17 protein-coding genes and 1 pseudogene are annotated in these 19,780 nt (G+C 61.7%); 9 read left to right on the top strand and 9 right to left on the bottom strand.

Going from position 1 to position 19,780, the window contains the following annotated elements:
• Positions 1-6: 6 nt before the first annotated feature.
• Positions 7-3,003 (bottom strand): TonB-dependent siderophore receptor, encoded by a 2,997-nt coding sequence (locus tag CA833_RS19500; RefSeq protein ID WP_207080847.1) that lies wholly within the window; start codon positions 3,001-3,003, stop codon positions 7-9.
• Positions 3,004-3,196: 193 nt separating this feature from the next.
• Here CA833_RS19500 and CA833_RS19495 point away from each other — a divergent pair, with 193 nt between their 5' ends.
• Together CA833_RS19495 and CA833_RS19490 are read left to right on the top strand one after the other, a co-directional pair.
• The gene (locus tag CA833_RS19495; RefSeq protein WP_207080846.1) at positions 3,197-4,495 is read left to right on the top strand and encodes an MFS transporter; all 1,299 of its coding nucleotides are present in this window, start codon (positions 3,197-3,199) and stop codon (positions 4,493-4,495) included.
• Complete coding sequence (locus CA833_RS19490) at positions 4,492-5,601, top strand: class II aldolase/adducin family protein (RefSeq protein WP_207080845.1); 1,110 nt, start codon at positions 4,492-4,494, stop codon at positions 5,599-5,601. Before CA833_RS19495 ends, CA833_RS19490 begins: the two co-directional genes overlap by 4 nt.
• Before the next feature lie 142 nt (positions 5,602-5,743).
• Here the strand turns inward: CA833_RS19490 and CA833_RS19485 are convergent, their stop codons facing one another.
• The 3 genes from CA833_RS19485 to CA833_RS19475 form a co-directional block, all read right to left on the bottom strand.
• Positions 5,744-7,954 (bottom strand): TonB-dependent receptor, encoded by a 2,211-nt coding sequence (locus CA833_RS19485; RefSeq protein WP_242526543.1) that lies wholly within the window; start codon positions 7,952-7,954, stop codon positions 5,744-5,746.
• 486 nt (positions 7,955-8,440) lie between these two features.
• Positions 8,441-9,622, bottom strand: a complete 1,182-nt coding sequence (locus CA833_RS19480; RefSeq protein WP_207080843.1) for a cytochrome P450 — start codon at positions 9,620-9,622, stop codon at positions 8,441-8,443.
• 12 nt (positions 9,623-9,634) lie between these two features.
• Complete coding sequence (locus tag CA833_RS19475; RefSeq protein ID WP_207080842.1) at positions 9,635-11,086, bottom strand: DUF6379 domain-containing protein; 1,452 nt, start codon at positions 11,084-11,086, stop codon at positions 9,635-9,637.
• A 50-nt stretch (positions 11,087-11,136) separates the two neighbouring features.
• On the opposite strand from CA833_RS19475, the gene CA833_RS19470 reads away from it, so the two are divergent.
• Positions 11,137-11,784: a TetR/AcrR family transcriptional regulator gene (locus tag CA833_RS19470; protein WP_207080841.1), complete on the top strand. Its 648-nt coding sequence runs from the start codon at positions 11,137-11,139 to the stop codon at positions 11,782-11,784.
• Positions 11,785-12,001: 217 nt separating this feature from the next.
• Here the strand turns inward: CA833_RS19470 and CA833_RS19465 are convergent, their stop codons facing one another.
• Together CA833_RS19465 and CA833_RS19460 are read right to left on the bottom strand one after the other, a co-directional pair.
• Positions 12,002-13,459, bottom strand: a complete 1,458-nt coding sequence (locus CA833_RS19465) for a TonB-dependent receptor domain-containing protein (RefSeq protein ID WP_207080840.1) — start codon at positions 13,457-13,459, stop codon at positions 12,002-12,004.
• Positions 13,460-13,521: 62 nt separating this feature from the next.
• Positions 13,522-14,693, bottom strand: a protein-coding gene (locus CA833_RS19460; RefSeq protein ID WP_207079409.1) for an IS3 family transposase whose coding sequence is annotated in 2 segments (ribosomal slippage) — positions 13,522-14,429 and positions 14,429-14,693 — 1,173 coding nt in all. Because the reading frame shifts where the segments join, the coding sequence is not laid out codon by codon here.
• 179 nt (positions 14,694-14,872) lie between these two features.
• Between CA833_RS19460 and CA833_RS19455 the strand changes: the two genes are divergently transcribed.
• Both CA833_RS19455 and CA833_RS19450 read left to right on the top strand, forming a co-directional pair.
• Entirely contained in the window at positions 14,873-15,232 is a 360-nt protein-coding gene (locus CA833_RS19455; RefSeq protein WP_207080839.1) for a hypothetical protein, read from the top strand.
• A 293-nt stretch (positions 15,233-15,525) separates the two neighbouring features.
• Entirely contained in the window at positions 15,526-15,777 is a 252-nt protein-coding gene (locus tag CA833_RS19450) for a hypothetical protein (protein ID WP_207080838.1), read from the top strand.
• A 54-nt stretch (positions 15,778-15,831) separates the two neighbouring features.
• Here CA833_RS19450 and CA833_RS19445 read toward each other — a convergent pair whose 3' ends face one another.
• Entirely contained in the window at positions 15,832-16,023 is a 192-nt protein-coding gene (locus CA833_RS19445; protein WP_207080837.1) for a DUF6771 family protein, read from the bottom strand.
• 97 nt (positions 16,024-16,120) lie between these two features.
• Between CA833_RS19445 and CA833_RS19440 the strand changes: the two genes are divergently transcribed.
• From CA833_RS19440 to CA833_RS19425, 4 genes are all read left to right on the top strand, one after another.
• Entirely contained in the window at positions 16,121-16,798 is a 678-nt protein-coding gene (locus tag CA833_RS19440) for a heavy metal-binding domain-containing protein (protein WP_207080836.1), read from the top strand.
• Positions 16,799-16,864: 66 nt separating this feature from the next.
• On the top strand, positions 16,865-17,266 hold the full coding sequence (locus CA833_RS19435; protein ID WP_207080835.1) for a hypothetical protein: 402 nt from the start codon (positions 16,865-16,867) through the stop codon (positions 17,264-17,266).
• Between the two features lie 355 nt (positions 17,267-17,621).
• Positions 17,622-18,140, top strand: a complete 519-nt coding sequence (locus tag CA833_RS19430) for a lipocalin family protein (protein ID WP_207080834.1) — start codon at positions 17,622-17,624, stop codon at positions 18,138-18,140.
• A gap of 238 nt (positions 18,141-18,378) precedes the next feature.
• Positions 18,379-18,879, top strand: coding sequence for a MucR family transcriptional regulator (locus CA833_RS19425; protein ID WP_207080833.1), 501 nt, complete (start codon positions 18,379-18,381; stop codon positions 18,877-18,879).
• 38 nt (positions 18,880-18,917) lie between these two features.
• On the opposite strand, the gene CA833_RS27310 is transcribed toward CA833_RS19425, so the two are convergent.
• A complete protein-coding gene (locus CA833_RS27310; RefSeq protein ID WP_207080832.1) occupies positions 18,918-19,229 on the bottom strand; it encodes a DNA -binding domain-containing protein in 312 nt (103 codons plus the stop codon).
• A 274-nt stretch (positions 19,230-19,503) separates the two neighbouring features.
• Positions 19,504-19,701 (bottom strand): annotated as a pseudogene (locus tag CA833_RS27305) (transcriptional regulator domain-containing protein); the annotation flags it as partial.
• Between the last annotated feature and the right edge of the window lie 79 nt (positions 19,702-19,780).

Below are 19,780 nucleotides of genomic sequence, written 5' to 3'. Positions count from 1 at the left end.
CGCGCATCAGAACAGCGTCGTGAAAGTGACCGCCACGGTGCGGCCAATGACGGTCGCGTTGGCGGCATCGTAGGGGTCGGGGATCGGATCGTTGGTCGCGGTGCCGGCATCGATGAACGGCGGACGCTTGTTGGTGAGATTGACGACGGAGAAACTCAAGGCAGCATCCTTCAGCAGCGGGTTCAGCCCTTTCAGACCGACGGCGGCCTGAAAGTCGAACGTGGTCCAGGACTTGATCGGGATCGGCGAGGTGTTGAGCATCGGCGCGCCGGTCGTCGGATTGGGCACGTAGCAGCCGGATTCGCATTCGTAGGAGCTCACGTAGTTCATCGTGCCCATCAGCGAGAAGCGGCCGATGTCCCAGGTCACGCCCTGACGCGAGCGGAACTTCACCGGGTTGCCCACCGCGCTGTACTTGCCGAGCTGGTCCACGAAAGCCGCGCCGGGCGAGGCCTGGATCTTGTAGCTGAGCAACCGGGTGCCGCTGAAGAACAGGCCGAACGTGCCCGCCTTTGCGGTATCGACCTTGTAGTTCGCCGTCAGGTCGAACCCGTCCATCTTGAGCTGCGAAAGGTTGGTCTGCGTGGCGTAGATGATTGCCGCCACGTCGGACGCGCTCTGCGTCGGGCCGATGCCGCTCTGGCCGATATAGCGCGGGTCCGCCATCAGCGCTTCGACCGTCGCCAGCGAGGGATTGAAGTCGAGCACGGAGGCGTAAGGCGAACTGCCGGTGGCGAAGTAGCTCGACAGGATGCCGCCCAGCGTACCCGCCTGGATGCGCACGATGCGGTCGTCGATCTTGATGTTGAAGTAGCTGGCGCTCAGCTTCAGCCCCGGCAGGAATTCCGGCTTGAAATCGGCGCCGAGCGTCCAGGTCGTGGCCTTTTCGGGCTTGAGCGTCGGTCCCGCGCCTCCCGAAACGACGATCGCGGTGAACGTGCAGTTGCCTGTCCCGCCGGGCGTGCCCGTCACGCCGTTGAGGCGGACCAGCGTGGTGTCGCACGGCGCGGTGTAGAGGCCGGCGTTGACGAAGGCGCCGTTGCCGCCCTGTGTCGGCTGCACGCCGTCATAGGCATAACGCATCGGCGGCGCGTGGAACGAGGTGCCCCAGCTACCCCGCAGCTTGAGCCCACGCACCGGCGACCAGTCGGCACCGAACTTGGGATTGACGGTATCGAACCCGCCCAGCCCCTTGCCATGTTCGTACCGCACCGCGCCCGAGAGGCTCAGCGTGCGCAGCAAGGGCATGGCATTGGCATCGGACACCAGCGGCACCGCGATTTCGCCGTAAAGCGCGCTCACCTCGCGCTCGGTCGTGCCGTACGTGACGCTGACCGGATCGATGCTGCGGTAGTTGAAATCGAGGCTGCCGCCGATGTGCTCCTTGCGATAGTCGGCGCCAAACGCGACCTTCACGTCGCCTGCCGGGAGGCTGAACAGGGTGCCGTCGATCTTGGCGCTCGCCTGGGCCAGCCATGAGACATAGCGCAGGCTTTCGTAACCGATCAGTTCGTTCAGCACCGTCTGCGACAGCGCCTGCGTGGAATAGGGGTTGAAGGTCTCGTAATTCTGCCCAGCGCAGTATTGCTGCGCGGCCGTGCCGCCGCCCGCCACCGACGAGATATTGCTGCTGGTGAGCCCCGAAAGCGCGCAGATGGTCGAGGCCGGGGCCTGCGCGGTGGTCGATCCGCTGGCGACACGGTCGTAGATATTGGTATCGCGCAGGGTCGTGGCGTAGCGGGTCTGCACTTCGCGGCTGTAGGAGCCCTGCACTTCCGCGTTCCAGCCGCCGCCAAGGTCCGCCTTGAGGCCAAGGCGACCGGCGAAGCTCTTGACCGCGGAATCGCGGACCAGCCCCTGATCGTCGATCCGGACGCCGAAATTGTTGGTCGATCCGGCGATGTAGTAAGGGCTGGTCGACGGGACCGTGCCGTAAAGCGTGGCGTAGCCCTGATTGTAGTTCGCCGAACGGTAGGTGTAGCGCACGTCCCCGAACAGTTCGAGCGCATCGCCCAGTTCCTGGCCTGCGCTGAGGTAGAAGCTGTGGCGGCGCGTCTTGGGCAGGATGTCGATATTGTCCCACGGGTTGTAGGTATTGCCGACGCCGTCACTCACCGAAACCAGATCGCCGGAAGTCAGACCCGTGCCGTCACCGCCCGGAACCGAGGCGATGACGTTGCCGGTGGCCGATGCCGTGCCGCTAAAAATGTTCGCCGCCGTTCCGGCGCGCGCGGTGTACTTTGGCCAGTTGATGCCGCCCCGGTCGCTGAAATCGCCGCCGTTGTAGATGCTGCGCTGATCCGCGCGGACACGTTCGCGCGTCTGGAATTCATAGGCGGCGAACATGTGCCCGGTCGCCCAGCTGGTGCCGTAGCTGGCGCTCAGCATCGCTTCCGCGCCGCCGCCCTCGGTGGTCGTGCCCAGCCGTGCCGACGTGCGCAGCCCCTCGTCCCGGTCCTTGAGGATGATGTTCACCACGCCGCCGACCGCGTCCGAACCATAGACCGCCGAGGCCCCATCCTGAAGCACTTCCATGCGGGCAATCGCGGCTGTCGGGATTGTCGAGATATCGACGAAATCGCCGTACTGCCCGGCAGCCGCGACGCGGCGCCCGTTCACCAGCACCAGCGTGGAAAGCGAGCCGAGGCCGCGCAAGTTGACGCCCTGTCCGCCGGTAAGGTTGGAACCCGCAACGCTGGCATCCTGCCCGCCCTGCGTATTGTCGCTCATGCCCACGCCGCCCGCGAAGTTGGAGGGCAATTCGCGCAGGAAATCGCCGACCGTCGCGCGGCCGCTGCGCGACAGGTCGTCCGACCCGATCGAGAGCACCGCATTGCCGATCGGTTCGGTGCCCCGGATATTGGTGCCGGTGACGATGATCTCGTTCACCCCGGAAGCCTCCGGCCCGCCATCGGCATCCTGTGCCCGGACGGAAGCCTGCGCCATGACGCAAGCGATGAAAGACGTGCCCGCCGCAAGGCGGATAAAGCGATTAACCCTCATGAACGGAGCCCCTTGACCGTGATGTCTGGCTCCTCCTGCATTGTGTTATGCATAGACTGTGATGGATTTAGGACGTATACGTCAAGTATGTTTTTATTCCCGCCTCGATTTGATATGCCCACGCCGCACAAAGGTCGCGGAATCGGGGTGAAATCGAGATGCATGGAATCGGGCAGAGCGGCCGCTTCGGCCGATGATGCAGGCGGATTCGCACCAGATCGTCCGGGCAAGACGGCGCGCGGTGATCGCCTCCGTGCTGGGCAATGGATTCGAATGGTACGACTTCCTCATCTACGGTCTGCTTGCCGGGATGGTCGCGCCGGTGCTGTTTCCGTCCAGCGATGCCGGGCTTGCGATCCTGATGGCCAGTGCCGGTTTCGCGGTGTCCTTCGTGGTGCGCCCGGCGGGCGGCCTGCTTTTCGCGATCTACGCGGACCGCTTCGGCCGGAAACCGGCATTGACACTGATGCTGGCGCTCATGGCCGGATCTACGTTGATGATCGGACTGATCCCACCCTATGCCGCCATCGGCATCGCCGCGCCCATGCTGCTGATCGGCGCTCGGCTGGTGCAGGGCCTATCGGTCGGCGCGGAATTCGCGACGGCCACCGCCATGCTCACCGAATGGGCGCCGCCTCGCCAGCGCATGCGCTATGGCAGCTTGCAGATGTGCACGCAGTCTCTGGCCATGGCGATGGCCGCCGGGACCGTGGCCGCGCTCTCGTCATCACTGGCGCCGGAGGACATGGCGCGCTGGGGCTGGCGCGTGCCCTTCCTGCTCGGCGCGCTGGTCGGCCCGGTGGGTTTCTATCTGCGCCGTTCGGTAAGCGAATCGCCTGCGTTCCGCCCGCCCGCTCCGCAAGGGATGACTGGCGCCCAGCCGCTTTCGGAACTCATCACCCTGCACCGACGCCGGGTTGTGGCGGGGCTGGGCATCGTGGTTATCGGCACGACCTCCCAGTACGTCTGGTTCGTCTACCTGCCGGTTTTCGTGACCGGGCAACTCGGACTGAACGTCTCGGCCGCGATGACGGGCAGTGCTCTGTGCGGGCTGCTGCTGGTCCTGCTGACGCTGCTCACCGGAATGCTGGCGGACCGCTGGGGGCCCTGGCGGCTGTTCGTGGCAGGCGCCATGGCCTTCGGCCTGCTGGCATGGCCCCTGCTCGCCTGGGTCATTGCCCGGCCAGAACTGGAGCGTCTGCTGGCCGCGCAGGCCATCGGTACGCTGGCGATCAGTCTTGTCTGGGGGCCGACGCCGGGGCTGCTGGCGGCGCTCTACCCGATGCGGATGCGTTCGACGGGCATCTCGCTCTGCTACAATCTGGGCGTATTGCTGTTCGGCGGCCTCGCGCCTTTCACGCTGGCCTGGACGACACGCATGTTCGATGACCGCATGATGCCCGCCTATTACATCACGGCCTGCGCGGCGATTGCGCTGGCAGCCACCGCAGGGCAATGGATGCGCAGCGGAAAAGTTGGGGAAGCAGGATGACGATGGCGGAACACGTGGCCAGTCTGCCGATGGCCGACATCGATGCAGGACTACCGATCGATGCCCCTTCGGGAACTGAAGGGCTGGCCCGCCGCCTGCGGATCGCCGCCCGCGCACTGGCACGGCACGGCATGGTCCGCGCCGAAGGCGAATGCAGCGCGCGGCTGGATGCCGGCACTTTCCTGATGACCCCAGACATGCCGCTGGGCCTGCTAACCACGCGCACGCAGCTGGTGGCCGTGCCGTTCGCCGGGCCGATCCCCGCAGAGGCCCCGGTCCACGCGGAACTGCACCGCGCGATCTATCTTGCCCGGCCCGAAACTGGCGCGATCCTGCGCGCCATGCCGCCCCATGCCAGTACGCCCGCCGCGCCCTCCCCGTCGCTCGATGAGCCCGCCGCGGTGCTGGAGCATTTGGACGCGGGCATGCTCGCGCTCCTCGGCAAGCACGGTGTGCTTGCGGCCGGACGCAGTATAGACGCCGCTCTCGCACGGCTGTGGCAATGGGAAGAGGCTGCGCGCCTTGCCCTGCCTGGCACGCAAATCGCCCCCGCCGATGTGGAGGAACCTGACGAACGCGCGGTCGGCCGGATCTGGCAGTTCTGCACTTCGGGCGACGAGGAAGCGGCACGCGCGGTATCCACCGAGACCGTGAGCCCACCCGTCCTCAGCGATTTCGACTACTGGCAGTCCCCCGGCCATCTGCTGCGCCGTTGCACCCAGCGCGCCCATGACATCTTCCACGAAGTGCTCGCCGAGAAGATTACGGTGACGCGCCAGCAGTTCGTCGTTCTCTGGGCCATCCGCGACAACCCGGAAGCCAGCCAGCAGCGCCTGTCCGAAGTCACCGGATGGGATCGCAACACGATGGCGGGAATGCTGGCCCGCCTGCAGGAACAGAGCCTCATCGAACGCCGCCGCGACGAACGCGATGCGCGCCTCTACCGCATCCACCTGACGCCGGCCGGCCTTGCAATGCTGGAAGACATGGTGCCCGAACTGCTCGAAGTCCGCCGCCGCGTGCTGGAGCCGTTACCGCCCGAACTGCGCGAGGTTTTCGTCGATTGCGCGCGTCAGATGCTGGGGCTTCCGTCTATTGCCAGCTAACGTCGAGACACAGCACTCGTTATATTTCGTCTCCTGCTCCAGCCTCGATACACTCTTACCAGTACGACGAAACGACAGGTGACCGAGCAGAACTCGATACACCTGTCGCCCCCAACACACCTAGAATTCAGGTGGATTCGCGTCAGAAGTCGTAACCGAACCTCAGGCCGATCGTGCGGACGGAGTCGAAGCTGAACAGCTGCGTGTAGGTCGCAAGAGCGTTGTGCTGGTCAGTCGCTTCAAGGCTGACGCTGACCGGATAGACCTTGTTCGTGCAGTTCTTGCAGAAGATCGATGCCCGCCAGTGATCGCCCTTGATGCCCACGCTTCCGCCCAGAATGTCGATGCCCTGGCCGTAGGAGCCCGGAGCATGATTGCTGAGGAAGTAGACCGAAGAACGGTGGTAGAGGTTGGCATCGAGGACCAGCGAGAGGCTGTCGTTGAGCTTGTGCTCGTAGGAAGCCTGGGCAGAGGCGGTGAACTTGGGCGCCAGAGGAGCGCGCAGCCCGCCCGCATTGAAGGTACCGTCGACAGCGCAGCTGGCATCGGCTTGGCCCGGATAGCATTCCGCGCCGGCGAAATCGTCGAACTTGGTATCGAGGAAGGTCATCGAGCCGCCGATCGAGAAGCCCTCGAACGGCGAAGCATTGACCGTCACCTCGACGCCCTTGCTGGTCAGGCTGGCTGCGTTCTCGATAACGAAGGAGCGCAGGTCGTTATCGAACGACTGGGCCTGGTAGTTCTTGAACTTCGTGTGGAAGACCGAAAGGTTGAAAGTAAGGCGGCGGTCGAAGAACTGCGACTTGACGCCGGCCTCGAAGCTGTTGGTGGTTTCCGGCAGCACCGTGAGATCCGCATCGGCCGTCGCGCCGTTGTCGTTGAAGCCGGGTCCCTTGTAGCCCTGACCGTAGTTAGCATAGAGCATGATGTCCCGCGTCGCCTGGAACTGTGGGCCAACCTTCCAGCTGAAGTTCGTGTTGCTGTACGACTGGTCGTAATGGGCCGGAACGCCGAGGACAACAAAGTAGGGATTGACGTTCTGGTCGAGATCGATCGAGATCTCATCATGCGTGACGCGGCCGCCAGCGATGAGCTTCAGGCCATCAACGATCTCATAGGAGAGCTGACCGAATGCGGCATAGCTCTTTGAATCGAGCACATAATTCTTGTCGAGCCCGAGGAAGGCGTCATTGCTCACCGCACAGTTGGGCGGCCCGCCGGCGGTAACCGTTGCACCGACGCAGAACGGATAAGTCGGCAGGAGGAAATCGGGGAAGTAGTTGTTGCCGGCGATCTGGGCATCGGTCTTGGTCTTCGACTGATAATAGAAGAGACCGAGCTGACCCGTAAGCCTGTTCTGCGTGGGCAGCGTGAGGCGAAGCTCATCGGAATACTGGTTGAAGTTCGTGCGGTTGCGGTTGATGTCGACGCCGTTTACCGGCGTATTGTCACCGTCGAGCTGCTGGTTCAGCTTGTAGAACTTCCAGGCCGCGATGTTGCTGATCGTGATGTCGTTGTCGAAGGTATGGCTGATCGTGCCCTGCACGCCGCCGCTGCTGAGATTCCGGAAGTAGGGCGCATTTCCTGCGACATAGAAGTTGTGTGTGCCGGCCGTGATGCCGACCGACGCCAGCGGGTCGGTGTTGACACTTCCTTCGGCCAGGCTGCGATAGGTGTAGTCGAACTGCCCGGCGACACCGGTCGAGCGCGCATAGTCGCCGATCAGATAGATCGAGGTCGACGAGGTCGGCTCCCAGAGGTACTTGGCCCGGAAGGCATATTGGCGAAGATCGAGATCGGTACCCGGAGCCCGCGGGCCGACGAAGCGGGTGACCGGCTGCTGGTAATTGTAGAGCGCGTTCAGGCGCAGCGCCGAATTGCTCGTGACCGGGATATTGATGTTTGCACGGGCAATCAGGCCCTGAGCGTTGCTGCCCGGACGCTCGCGCGAGGTTCCCTCAGCGTCGAAGCTGGCTCCGAATTCGCCGATCTTGGGGCGAACCGTCGTGATGTTAAGCAGGCCGGCCGAAGCGTTCTTGCCGAAGAGGAGGCCTTGCGGACCGTTCAGGACTTCGACCTGCGCGACGTCGTAGAACGGCACGACGCTCAGAAGCGGCTTGCCCAGGTTTACGTCGTCAATGGCTGTTGCAACGCTGGTGTCGAGCGTCGTCGAAAAGGCGAGCGTACCGATACCGCGGACGGAGTAGTTTGCGTCCTTGCCGACCTGAAGGCTCGGCGCGGCTACTGCGAGCTGGGCGAGGTCGTTGACGCCGCGTGCTTTGAGCGTATCGGCGCTGACTGCGGTCACACTGAGTGGAACGTTCTGGATGTTCTCGGCGCGGCGCTGCGCCATGACGATGATTTCGCCGGGAGCAGACGATCCCTGATCGGGCTCGTTCGCCGGCGGAGTTGCATCCTGCGCGAAAGCCGGACCACATGCCCAAATCTGTGCCGCGCACAGAGCGATCCAAGCCGAACCAATACGACGTTGCATTTTCAGTATCTCTCCCCTCGTGGTTCGCTATCGAACCCGAATTATTGAGTTGGCCACGGGAGCGCTTTTTGCTCTTCCGGCCTCCCGTTCTGATAATCTGCTAATCCGCTGCCCGGCCCGATCCAACATCGCGGGCTATATTACCGTCATCACTTACAGAAATGACGCGGGCTACCATGCGGGTCGAAAGTACATGGATCCATGAGGCGAGCTTCACGTATCGCTTCACTTCCTTGCGGTCCCTCCATATACCAAACGCAGCGACAAAGGGCGAACTAACCCCTTGCCGCTGCGTTGTTTTTCCTTTCCGGCTCGACGCATTTAGCCAAGCCGGATCTAACGCTGCTACTTGCTCGAGAACGCAAGTTCCAAATGCCGGAGTCCCTGGATCAGGTTGTTGGGCTCCGCTTCGAAACCGAGGAGCTCGATACGATCGACGCGAGCGGCCAGTTCGCGCAGGAAGGTCGTAACTTCCAACCTCGCAAGGGCTGCGCCTGCACAAAGGTGCACGCCGTGCCCGAAAGCGAAATGGCCCGAGGAATCGCGCGTGATGTCGAACCTATCGGGACTCTCCCAGCGGCACGGATCGCGATTGGCTGCGGCATAGAGTACGAACACTCTTTGTCCCGCGGACAGTTCGATCCCACCGAGTTCAGTGTCTCGTGCCGCGACCCGGGCAAAGCCCCGGACCGGTGAACAAAGGCGCAGTATTTCCTCGTAGGCGCCGCCAATCAGCGAAGGATCGTGCTTGAGCAGATCCCACTGGGCAGGATTTTCGGCGAACAGCTTCAGTGCGTGCTGGAGCGAAGTGATGGTGGTGTCGAGCGCTGCAGAGAGATAGGCCATCATCAGGATCGGCCCCTGCTGCGGCGTAAGATCCCCACGCTCCACGGCCGCGAATATCTCCGCGCCGGCGCTGTCTTTCAACAGGCGCTGCGGAAGGTCCGGTCTAAAGGCGTAGCCGAAAGCCTGCTTGCTGATCGGTCCGGCAACCTGGCAGCGTTCGTTTTCCGGTCCGAAGAAGTCGAAAGTCGCTGCCGCCCAGGTCAGCAGCTTGTCCCTGTCTTCATGTGGAATGCCGATGATGTCGCAGACGATCGAGAGCGGATAGGCCTGCGTCAGGCTCGGCACCGCATCGAATGCGCCTATGTCCATGACGCTTTTGATGAGATCTCCCGCCTGCCCGCGCATCTTTGCTTCGAGCGGCTTGAGTGTATTGGGTGCAAAACGCTTGAGCAGAACCTGTTTGAGCTTTGGATGGAGCGGCTTGTCGCTGCCAAGGACGCTGCCTTGGGTCAGGGCGTTGCATCCATCGTTAAGCCCCACCCCTTGCCCGGAGATGAAGACCTCCGGGGAGCGCAGAACCTTGCGGCACTCATCATACCTTGTGACCGCGTAGACATTGTGCTTGTCCAGCCAGACGACCGGCCCGAGTTCCTGCAACCGGCGGTAGAGCGGCACGGTGTCGACCAGCATAAGGTCGTCGAAAATATCCCCGTCGAATACGGGCGCTTTCTCCATCAGCATCGCTAACCCTCCTCAGCCCGCTACGCTTTGTTCGGTAGCGATTTCGGCGGCGGCGCCGGCTTCTGCGATCATCCGGCGCACCATGAGATGATGGCGGCGTACCTGTTCGCAGCTGTCGGTCTGGAAAGCATCCTGAGTGAGGCGCTGACCTTCGTACTCGCTATCGATCGAACCTCGATACCCACCCGAGGCCAGTGCCGCGATAACCTCGCGATAGGGGATGGTCGGTTCGTCCGCATCGGGGGTCATGACGTAAAACTTGCCGTGAACGTTGCAGATATGAGGGACGATGCGAGCCAAATCCTCGACGCGGTTGCTGGCGGGTCCGAAGGCCTTGTAGTGCATGGCGAGACGAACGGCAGCGTCGCTGCCTCCTCGCGATCGGACGGTTTCGACAACCTCGCCCTGCGGCACCCCATTGCGGAACGCGCCGTGAATATAGGCAACAAGATCCGCCTGAGCCCCGTGCCGGAGGGCTTGTTCACGCGCTGCGAGTGGAATTTCGCGGCAGAAGATGCCGAGATCGAGCGTGAACCCGAGCTTCGTAGTGCCCGTCCGCGATATGAGGTCCAGATAGGATTCGATATATTTGCCGGTAAGCTCGATCGGAGCATGAATCTCGGGCGCGATGGCGACGCCCAGTCGCTCGGCGTGCTCGAGCGCCCTTTCAATGAGCTCGGGAGCGGCATCTTCGACCGGACCTGTCGTCGGCCGGATGAAAGGAAAACCGAGCAACTTGGCGAGCTGCATCTGTTCGACGAGCTTCGCCACGCCTTCCTCAAGCGACAATCGGCGGTGTCCGCCGCAATCGACATCGACAAAGGTATCGAGAACCGTCGGCGTCAGGCCGAAGCGTTCAACTCCCTTGTGCCATGCCTCGACCCAGTTCGTGCTGAGCGCGGGGTAGCCCCGCATCATCTGCTCGCCGATCAGCTGGACGCCTTGCGCTCCGATCGATGCGACCTCGCCCAGGCAATCCTCCAGGGAAAGCGAGCGCGTGTAGAACTCTTCCTGATAGCTGTAGAGACTTACCCCGAGCATGATCTGCCCGCTGCCGCCGTCCGCTGAGTCCACCAGCGTAATGCGTTTCGCAGCATTACCGACAAAGTTCACGGCAGGCGGCATGTATGCAGGCTTGATCCGCTGCTCGACGGCGATGTCGTGCGCCCCGGCCGGCAGACCACCCTCGCGCAGAACACGCACGATAATGGCCGTGTCGAACTCCCAGCGGACATCTTCTTCACGGGCGGCCTCTTCGAGCGTGAATACCCGCCCGGCAACGACCAGGCGAATCGATGCGCCGTCCACATCATCGCCATCGATGCGGATCTTCAGTCCTGCGATGATCGTGAGCGCGACCCCGCGGTAATAGGCGATGCGCATGCCGAATTCAAAGCCGCGGGCAACGCCGCCTTCCCGGTATGTGCGAAACCCATGTGTATCGATGAGGTACTTGTCGAACATCTCGCTCTCCCATACGGCAAACCTCATTGGGCAGCCGATTAACGAAACTCATGAGTTCGGATAACATGCAAGCAGGTCAGAAGGAAGTGCGTTCTCGCAAGGCAGACGTTGTCGTCCCGCGAATCCTTGACGCAGCTCAGGTCGAATTCATGGCCTCTGGGTTCGAACGCGCGAACATCGACCGGATGTTGAAGGATTTTGGCGGTTCAAAAGCGACGGTTTTTCGCCATTTCCCCAGCAAGCGCGAGCTTTTTGCCGCCGTGATTGAGCGCATTGCACGGCGCTGGGAACAGACAGTCGATTTTGAACACATCGCGGTCACCACACCTCGAGAGTGGCTAGCGGAGTATTGTGCAAGGGTGCTGGGATGGCTGCTCTCAGACGAACCGATGTTCATCGGACGCACGGCAATCGCAGAGGGCGGAAGCTTTCCGGATCTCAGGCATATTTTCCCGTCACTCGCCATGACGCCGATTCAAGAGGTCATTGCTCGGAACGTGGAGCGCTGGTCGCACAGCGGCTTGATCGCCGCGTCCGCGCCGGAACTCGTGTCGACGATGGTCATGGATGAGATCATCATCAGCGCGGTTGCGCGCAAGTTGTTCGGAATTGCCAGGCTGTCGTCAGACAGCGAAATTCGTGAGCATGTCCTCGACAGGGTCGATCTCCTGTTCGAAGGCCTCTCTCCGCGGGGGTAGATGAGGAATCATGTGCGCGCGCCGGGATGGTGGCGGCAGTGCGCGAGGTCAATCCGCGGGAAATGCGAGGCCGCCATAAGGCCCACCCCGCGCCCGCGAGCGCTCAGCATAATGCAATGGACCTCAACAATCTGACGGGTTCGTCCGTTAATGCCTAGGGCAAGACCGAAGATATCCTGGGTAGCAAAAGACGATATCTTGCCACCCAGGAAACAGATTAGAACGAGTTGGTCAGCGAAAGCCAGAACGTACGACCCGGCTCATTGAACGTCTTGGCCGTTGCAGCCACCGTCCCGGCGGTCGCCGTCCCGGTGGTGTTATACGTGGCATTGATCTTCTTCTTGAGAACGTTGTCGATACCGGCAGCAAGCTTGATACCGCCGGTCTTGTAGTCGACACCGAAGTTCACCAGCATGTACGGCTTGCGGGGAATCTGGTTCGCCTTGGGAATTTCGACACCCTTAACATTCACGTCCGCCGGATCGATGCGGCCGTAGTGGGTTGACCGCAGATTGATGCCGAAGTTGTCGGTCGGAGAAATGCGCAGCGTATTGTTGATCGTGTACTTGGGAACGAGCGAGACGGCCGTCTTGAGCGCGCCGGTGGTTCCGTCGGCCAATTGACCGTAGGTCTCGCGTTCAGACTTGAGCACCTTGGTGAAGTTGGTGTTCCAACTGACCAGCTTCCCGAACGGGATCGTGAAATTGCCTTCGATGCCCGAGATCGTCGCCGGACCACTGTTCTCCCAGTTGAAGTAGTTGATCCCCGAAAGGGTCGTGCTCAACTCTTCTCCCGTCGTGATCTTGTTCTTGTAGGCGTTGTGGTAGTACGTGACGCTCGCAGCGATCCCCTTCTTGTCGGCGTAAGCGACGCCGATTTCCTTGTTGATGGAGATTTCCGGCTTCAGATCCGGATTTCCCTTGATGTAGCACTGGCCCGAGTACCAGGCGGGGCAGCCGTTGCCCCGGCTCGAGTAGAAGTAATCGGGACTGAGCTGGTAGAGGTTCGGCGCCTTGAAAGCGCGAGCAATGCCGGCCTTGATGGTCACGGTCGACGTGACCGCAAGGAAGCCATTAAGGCTGGGGCTGAGATTGCCGCCAAACTTGTTGTGGTGATCGAAGCGGAGCCCAGGCGTCAGCGTCAGACTGTCCGTCACCGAGATATTGTCCTCGGCGTAGAGGCCGAACAGATAAGCGCTGTCCTTCTGCGTCGTACCCGCCGTCAGGCTGATCGGAGCCTCAAGGTGCTCGCCGCGAAAATCAGCACCAAGCGTCATGTTTTGAGCGAGCACGAAATTGAACGGAATGCTCCATTCCGACTTCGCCGACACGTTGTCGAGGGTCGTATCACTGTACGCCGTCGCGCTGTTGAAAATTGCTTCACCGCCGCCGCTATTGCTTTCGGTCAGACGCCGATTGAGCGTGTGCTCCCATTGTACGTAGCTGTTTGCCGTACCGAACGCGTAATCACCCTTGTGAGTGAGAGACACGGTAGTCCGGGTCAGCCTGCTGGTTTCCGCGTTCGACTGGGCAAGCTGGTCGATGACGGACGTGCCATCAGGATTGACTACGCCGCTGGGCTGGCCGCCAACAAAACTATTGCCCTGCCGGCTCCAGGCGCCTTCCAGATCGATGCGGTTGACCTGATTCAGTTTTGCGCTGAGCAGGCCACTCACGTTGTAGGAAGTGACGCCTTCGCGCCCTTGATCTGCCCCCACCGAGTGGACCGATTGGTTTGTTAGTGCATTAAGCTCATCACCGCCATATCCGGACGGAGGTGGAGCGAAGCGGAACCGGAGGCCGGATATGGCGGTGTCGCCGTTTCTGGTGCCGGCGGTCGGTAGCCCAGGCTGCTGTGAGGGCGAACGGTGTTGTAATGCCGCCGCCATGCCTCGATCAGTACCTTGGCCTCCGCGAGGCTGTAGAAGATCTCGCCGTTGAGCAGTTCGTCGCGAAGCGACCCGTTGAAGCTTTCGTTATAGCCATTCTCCCATGGTGATCCCGGTGTGATGTAGAGTGTCTTCACGCCGATCTGGCCCAGCCATTTCTGGACGGCGGTCGCGATAAATTCGCTGCCATTATCGGACCGTATATGTGCAGGCGGACCGCGCGAGATGAACAGGTCGGCCAGGGCCGCCAGAACATCCTCATGCTTGAGCTGCCGTGCAACGATGAGCGCCAGGCATTCCCTGCTGGCCTCGTCGATGATCGTGAGGATGCGGAACTTGCGGCCATCATGCGTCCGCCCCTCGACGAAATCGTAGGCCCAGACATGTCCCGGATATTCGGGCCGCAGGCGGATGCATGAACCGTCATTGAGCCACAGGCGTCCCCGCTTTGGCTGACGCAGCGGAACCTTCAGCCCCTCACGCCGCCAGATCCGCTCAACCCGTTTATGGTTCACCGTCCATCCCGCATGGCACAGCAATGCCGTCACCCGGCGATAGCCATAACGGCCATATTGCTTCGCCAAAGCGATGATATCCTCTGTCAGCGCCTGTTCGTCATCCGCCCCGCGCGGCACCTTGCGTTGTGTCGATCGATGCTGACCCAGCACCCGGCATATCCGTCGCTCGGACACCGGAAGCTCTCGTCGTACATGATCGATGCAGCGCCGCCGCCGCGCAGGGCTCAGAAGTTTCCCTTGGCAGCCTCCTGCAGGATCAGCTTGTCCAGCGTCAGGTCCGAAATCGCCCGGCGAAGACGCTGGTTCTCTTTCTCCAGATCCTTCATACGCCGCGCCTGGTCCGTCTTCAGGCCGCCATATTCCTTCCGCCAGCGATAATAGGTTTGCTCGCTGACCGCGATCCGGCGGCAGGCTTCAGCCGTGCTCGCTCCCTGCGCCAGCACAATCTCAACTTCACGCAGCTTGCCGATAATCTCTTCCGGCTTGTGCTTCTTGCTCGGCATTCATCGTCCCTTTCGTGGTCCAGACTATCATAGTCTCTGGGCCACTCAGCGGGGGGCAGGTCACGGGAAACGAAGCGATGCTGTAAGCCGCCCATCGTTACCGATTGCTTAGCCATTACGGTTCGCTTGCTTCGGAACCCGCGCCACATGGCCAGGCTGCAACTTTGCAATCGCCTTCCATGGAGGCATCTGACATTCACGCCGAGATAACCGGATGCAGATGGAGCAGGCGATTGGCTAACGGAACATGGATGGTTCGCGTGAAGCACAACAAGGTTTCGGTCGGCATCTTCGCATGTTCGCTCTACGAATTGCCACTCCTGGTGGATGAAGCCTGCGACCCGGGCGCCTGCGAGTTCAAGCCTCTGCCGGCGGGCGGCTTCATTTTCGGAGGCACGGTGGCGCTTCACGAGGTCGACGAACGCGCCGATCACGATCTGCCCCATTTCAGCGACGGCTTTCTCACGGAAGGATGGGCCGGCGAGGCTTATGAAGAGGCGGGCGACTGGCGGCCGATCATGATCGCCCACAACGATTAGGACGCCGCCATCTGCACGCAGCAGCCCAATCGCACGGACAAAACAGCCCCACATTGGCAGTTTCCACCCATCAAAGGCCCAAACCGCCCCAGACGTCGGCATATCCACCAAACCCAAGCCGGCAACCAATAGCCAGTGTCTCATCCAAGAGTCTGATCGCCCTTATAGTCGGTCAGTCCTGGCCGCCTCCCTTCTATAAATCCCCCAGGACAGGCGGGGACCTCATGATTAACAGGCGCGAGGCACTGGATCGCCAGTGCAAAACAATCGAGGCAATTGCGGGGGCCGTCGCCATGGCCGGGATCGAACCGCGCGTTCGTGACTATCTGATGGAACTCATCGCAAGAGCAAGGATCGTCGCCGCACCGCATGCGCCCGGCAAATTCCGCCGCCTTTCGATGGCATCGACCAGGCAGCTTTACCGCGATGTGCAGTTTCTGCTGGAGCCACCCGTATTGTCGTGGTCGCTGCTGACCCAGATCGCCCAGGCAGACCTTGCGCTCTCGGTACTTTCCGCACAGCCCAGGCACCGGGTGCCCGGCTAAAAGCCAGTCATGCGTCAGGCCCACGACCGCACGCACGCCCAGCCCCATCATTCATCAAGGGAACAGCTTGAGCTGATCGGGATCCGGAATGGCAGGATAGTCGGAAAGACGCTCGACGATCGACTGTGCCAGTTCCGCCGCGGCTTTAAGCCGCATGCGCTCATCGCGCATGGTGATCCCGACCCGCGCCCAGGCCGGCGCGGTGAGGATAGCCTCCGATAGCTGCTGTGGGTCGAGTCTCTCCATGACACGAGGTTAGAACAAATAAAGAACGAAGCACAAGTCCCCTTGCGCGCCATCACCCCAGGCGACATGAGCACTTCTGGTAAAATCAGGGGGTTACATGAGCGACACATGCGGGAATTGCGGCGCGGAAATCACCAGCGGCGGAATCATCAAGGGTCCCAACCGCCGGTACAGCGACCAGCAGACCCAGATCCTGAACTTTGTCTCCGGCACCCGGTACACGGAAATCTGCGAGAAGTGCGGCAAGGGTGAATACGAGACGGCAATCCTGAGCCTGAAGGGCGAACGCCAGAAGTGCCAGGACTACATGACAGCGAATGTCGTCAATTTTCCGATGATGACGATCTCGCAGATCCCGCCCGGCGCCGATTGCAGGATCAAATCCATGGTGACCGCGAACGTGACCGTCGGGACGGGCATGTTCAGCGAGCTCAGCCAGGGCTTTTCCGACATGTTCGGCGCGACCAATGTGAACTCGGGCATGGCGCTGAAGGTCAACAGCGGCGAAGCCACTGCCCGCTCGATCCTGGTCACCAAGGCAGTGGCGATGGGCGCCAACTGCATCATCGGCGTCGATGTCGATTACGGCACGACCGCCAACAATGCGGCCACGGTCAACATGCAGGGAACGGCCGTCGTCATCCGCAATCTGGGTGCCATCCTCGACGAGGACGCGCTGGAAAAATTCAGCCAATTCGAGGCATCGCTGGCGCGCGCCCAGGAAATCAGCCGCTGGCTGGCCGGTGATCTGACACCCGACAGTGTGCCCACATAGGATCTCGCACGCCTGCCCACTTACCCCCCACTCCCAAAAACCTCCAGACCTGCGAGAAATCGTCCCATGCGCCTCATTCATATTGCCGCCCTCGCCTCGTTTGGCCTCGCGATTTCGCCCGCCTCGGCGCAGGTGAAGGACAGCCACGGCAATGCCCTGCGTGTCGGCCTGCCCGCCAAACCGGCCCCGGACTACGATGGCGGTACGATCAGCGCCGGCCGCCCGGCCAAATGCGTACTGGACAGCGATGCACCGCAAGTCTGCACGTTCTACCCGCGCAATGGAGACGGCAGCTTTGCCATCGATGTGGAGGGAATGGCCTATTATGCCGACAAGGTCTCGCCGAGCGAGATCATCGTCGATTACGACAATGGAGCCAGGATGGTTCCGCAAGGCTCTTTCACGCGCAGCAAGCGCGATCCCGCCTGCTGGGTCCAGGGCAGCGATCGGAAGATCTGCGTCTATTGACCCCTGCCTCGTCTCCGACCCAATAATGCACCTTCCCTGGCTCACGACGGCACCCAAAACCGCCCCCGCATCCAATTCGCGCCGATCGGCAGGAACTGCCCACAAATCAAAGACCAGGTACCCTTTTTGGTGGTTGCGCGTCGGCACCGCTCGTCCATAGTTGCCTTCTCCCACACCGGGAGAAGGGGGCTAGAAGGTGCGACCCGAACCCAGCAACGGCGGCCGCTCATCCGACCCCCGAGCCGCCGCCGTCCCTTACTGAATGGCAGCCGATCACATCCGTCCCGGCCTCGGCACCAAGCCACGCTTGGAACCTTCCCCCCATTGACCGGTTGGTGAGCGGGAGGTGTTTTCCATGTCCGAGCAAAATACCGAAGTCCGCGCCGTCGCTGAACTCGACCTCGACCGATATCTCGGCACCTGGTTCGAAATCTGCCGCCTTCCCCTCAAATACGAGGATGCCGCGGCAAGTGATATCACGGCCCATTATTCGCTGAACGAGGATGGCACGATCCGGGTAGAGAACCGGCTCCTCGACGAGAATGGAAAACCCGACAGGGCCATCGGCCAGGCCCAGGCCGTCGACTCGAGCAAGGCAAAACTCAAGGTCAGCTTCCTGCCCGGGTATCTGCGATGGATACCCTTCACCAAGGGTGATTACTGGGTGCTTGCGATCACGCCCGATTACGAGACGGCGCTCGTCGGCACGCCCGACCGCCATCACCTCTGGATCCTGTCGCGAACGCCCCTCCCCAACCCCGAAACCGTTCAGGGGATGCTCAAGACAGCTACCGCCATGGGTTTCGACTTGTCCAAACTGATCTGGACCGAGCAGAGCGGGACTGCCGTCCCCGACATCGCGTTCCCAGACTGACCGGTCCGGTTCCATCACAGCGATAATTACACCCAAATCCCGATTGCGCGTCATCATGGCGAAGGCGGGGGCTGTCAGCCCGGAAAAAGAAAATGACAAACGTTGAATACATCAACGGCGCGGCCCCTGAGGCGCTGAAAAATGACCCGAAAATGCAATTCGAGCTTGCACTTGTATCTGGATGATGGTTGCCACCGCACCGGTGCGGTTCATATCTTAACGCGGGTGGCAAATTAAAATGATGAAAGAGGCTCTACTCGAACTCACCAGCGACATCGTCGCTGCGCATGTCACGAACAATGTGATTTCCGCCGATCAGCTGCCGCAGCTCGTCGCCGCGGTTTACGGTTCGCTCGACAAACTCGGCCAACCTACCGCGCCGATCGAGGAAGAACGCACGCCAGCAGTCACGATCCGGTCGTCGGTAAAGGCCGATACCATTACCTGCCTGGAATGCGGGGCCAAACAGAAGACGCTGAAGCGGCATCTCTTGACGCAGCACGGCCTATCGCCGGAGGAATACCGGGCGCGTTGGAAGCTTGCCTCCGATTACCCCATGGTTGCTCCCGACTACGCAGCCAAGCGCTCGCAAATGGCACATAGCTTTGGCCTCGGCAGCAAAGGTGGACGGAAAAAGAACGCCGACGCGCCCAGGACAAGCGAGGCAAATGCCGAAGAGCAGGCACCGACTGAGGTCAAGACCAAGACCAAACGCAAGCTCGGCATCAAGGCCGGCTGACAACCAGCCGCGAGAAGACAGCCACTGGACAGCACCGCTCAGCGCATGTCCCTGTCCATCAGCGACCGGTATCCTCCCGCCGCCATCGCCCGCGCCTCGCGGACGAGGCGGCGGATCCGCGACGTGAGAGAGTCCGATCGGCCGTCTTGCCCGGCACGGCACGGCCCGTAAAAAGCGTCCACTATCTGTTTGACGCTTGCACCATCGGCGCGCGCATCGTGCACGCGCAATACGTCCGCGAAACGCTCCATCCGGGGGTCCGGTGGGAAGAGCGAACTCACGAAGCGCCTGTGATTGCACAAAGCCAGCAGCCGCCTGAGCGGGAGGATGCGGGGGCGCAGCGAATGCACCCCCGCCAGCCTGTACTGTAACACGACAGGGCCGTTCCGGAGCGTTCCAGCAAGTACATCGAGCCGTATCCGGCATCTTCCATCTACCAGAACAATGTGCTCGCTCCCGCCCGGGCCCGCAATCAGGCTGAGCCAGGAACGGAACCAGAGCGGATCGACGGCGTCGGGATCGTCGGGAATTGCAATCCTCGCCTCGACCGGGATTGTACCGGGGTCCAGCTCTGCGCTCCAGATGAGCTTTGCCCCGCAGGCACCGACTGCGGGGTTTTCGGCGAAAGTGAAGTCCCCATTTTCGGGTCACCTCCCCATCGGCTCCCTCACGCGTGGCCGCGGTCGCGCAGGCATACCACTCGATATATTCGGGATCGCGGCGCAGCCATTCCCACATGAGCGCCGCACGATCGAGCTCAGCAAGTGCGCGGTATACCGAAGCGTCACGCCAGTTCCGCTCGTTCCGGCCATGCCCGTTCATAAGACCGGGCTGCCCGCCCGTGCCTCACATGACAGCGGTGTGACGCAAATCACATCGTGGCGCCGCAACACAACCTTAA

It is taken from the genome of Novosphingobium sp. KA1 (genome assembly GCF_017309955.1).
GTDB lineage: Bacteria > Pseudomonadota > Alphaproteobacteria > Sphingomonadales > Sphingomonadaceae > Novosphingobium.
The sequence above is the reverse complement of the archived record's forward strand: the minus strand, read 5'-3'. Positions and strand labels throughout refer to the sequence as shown.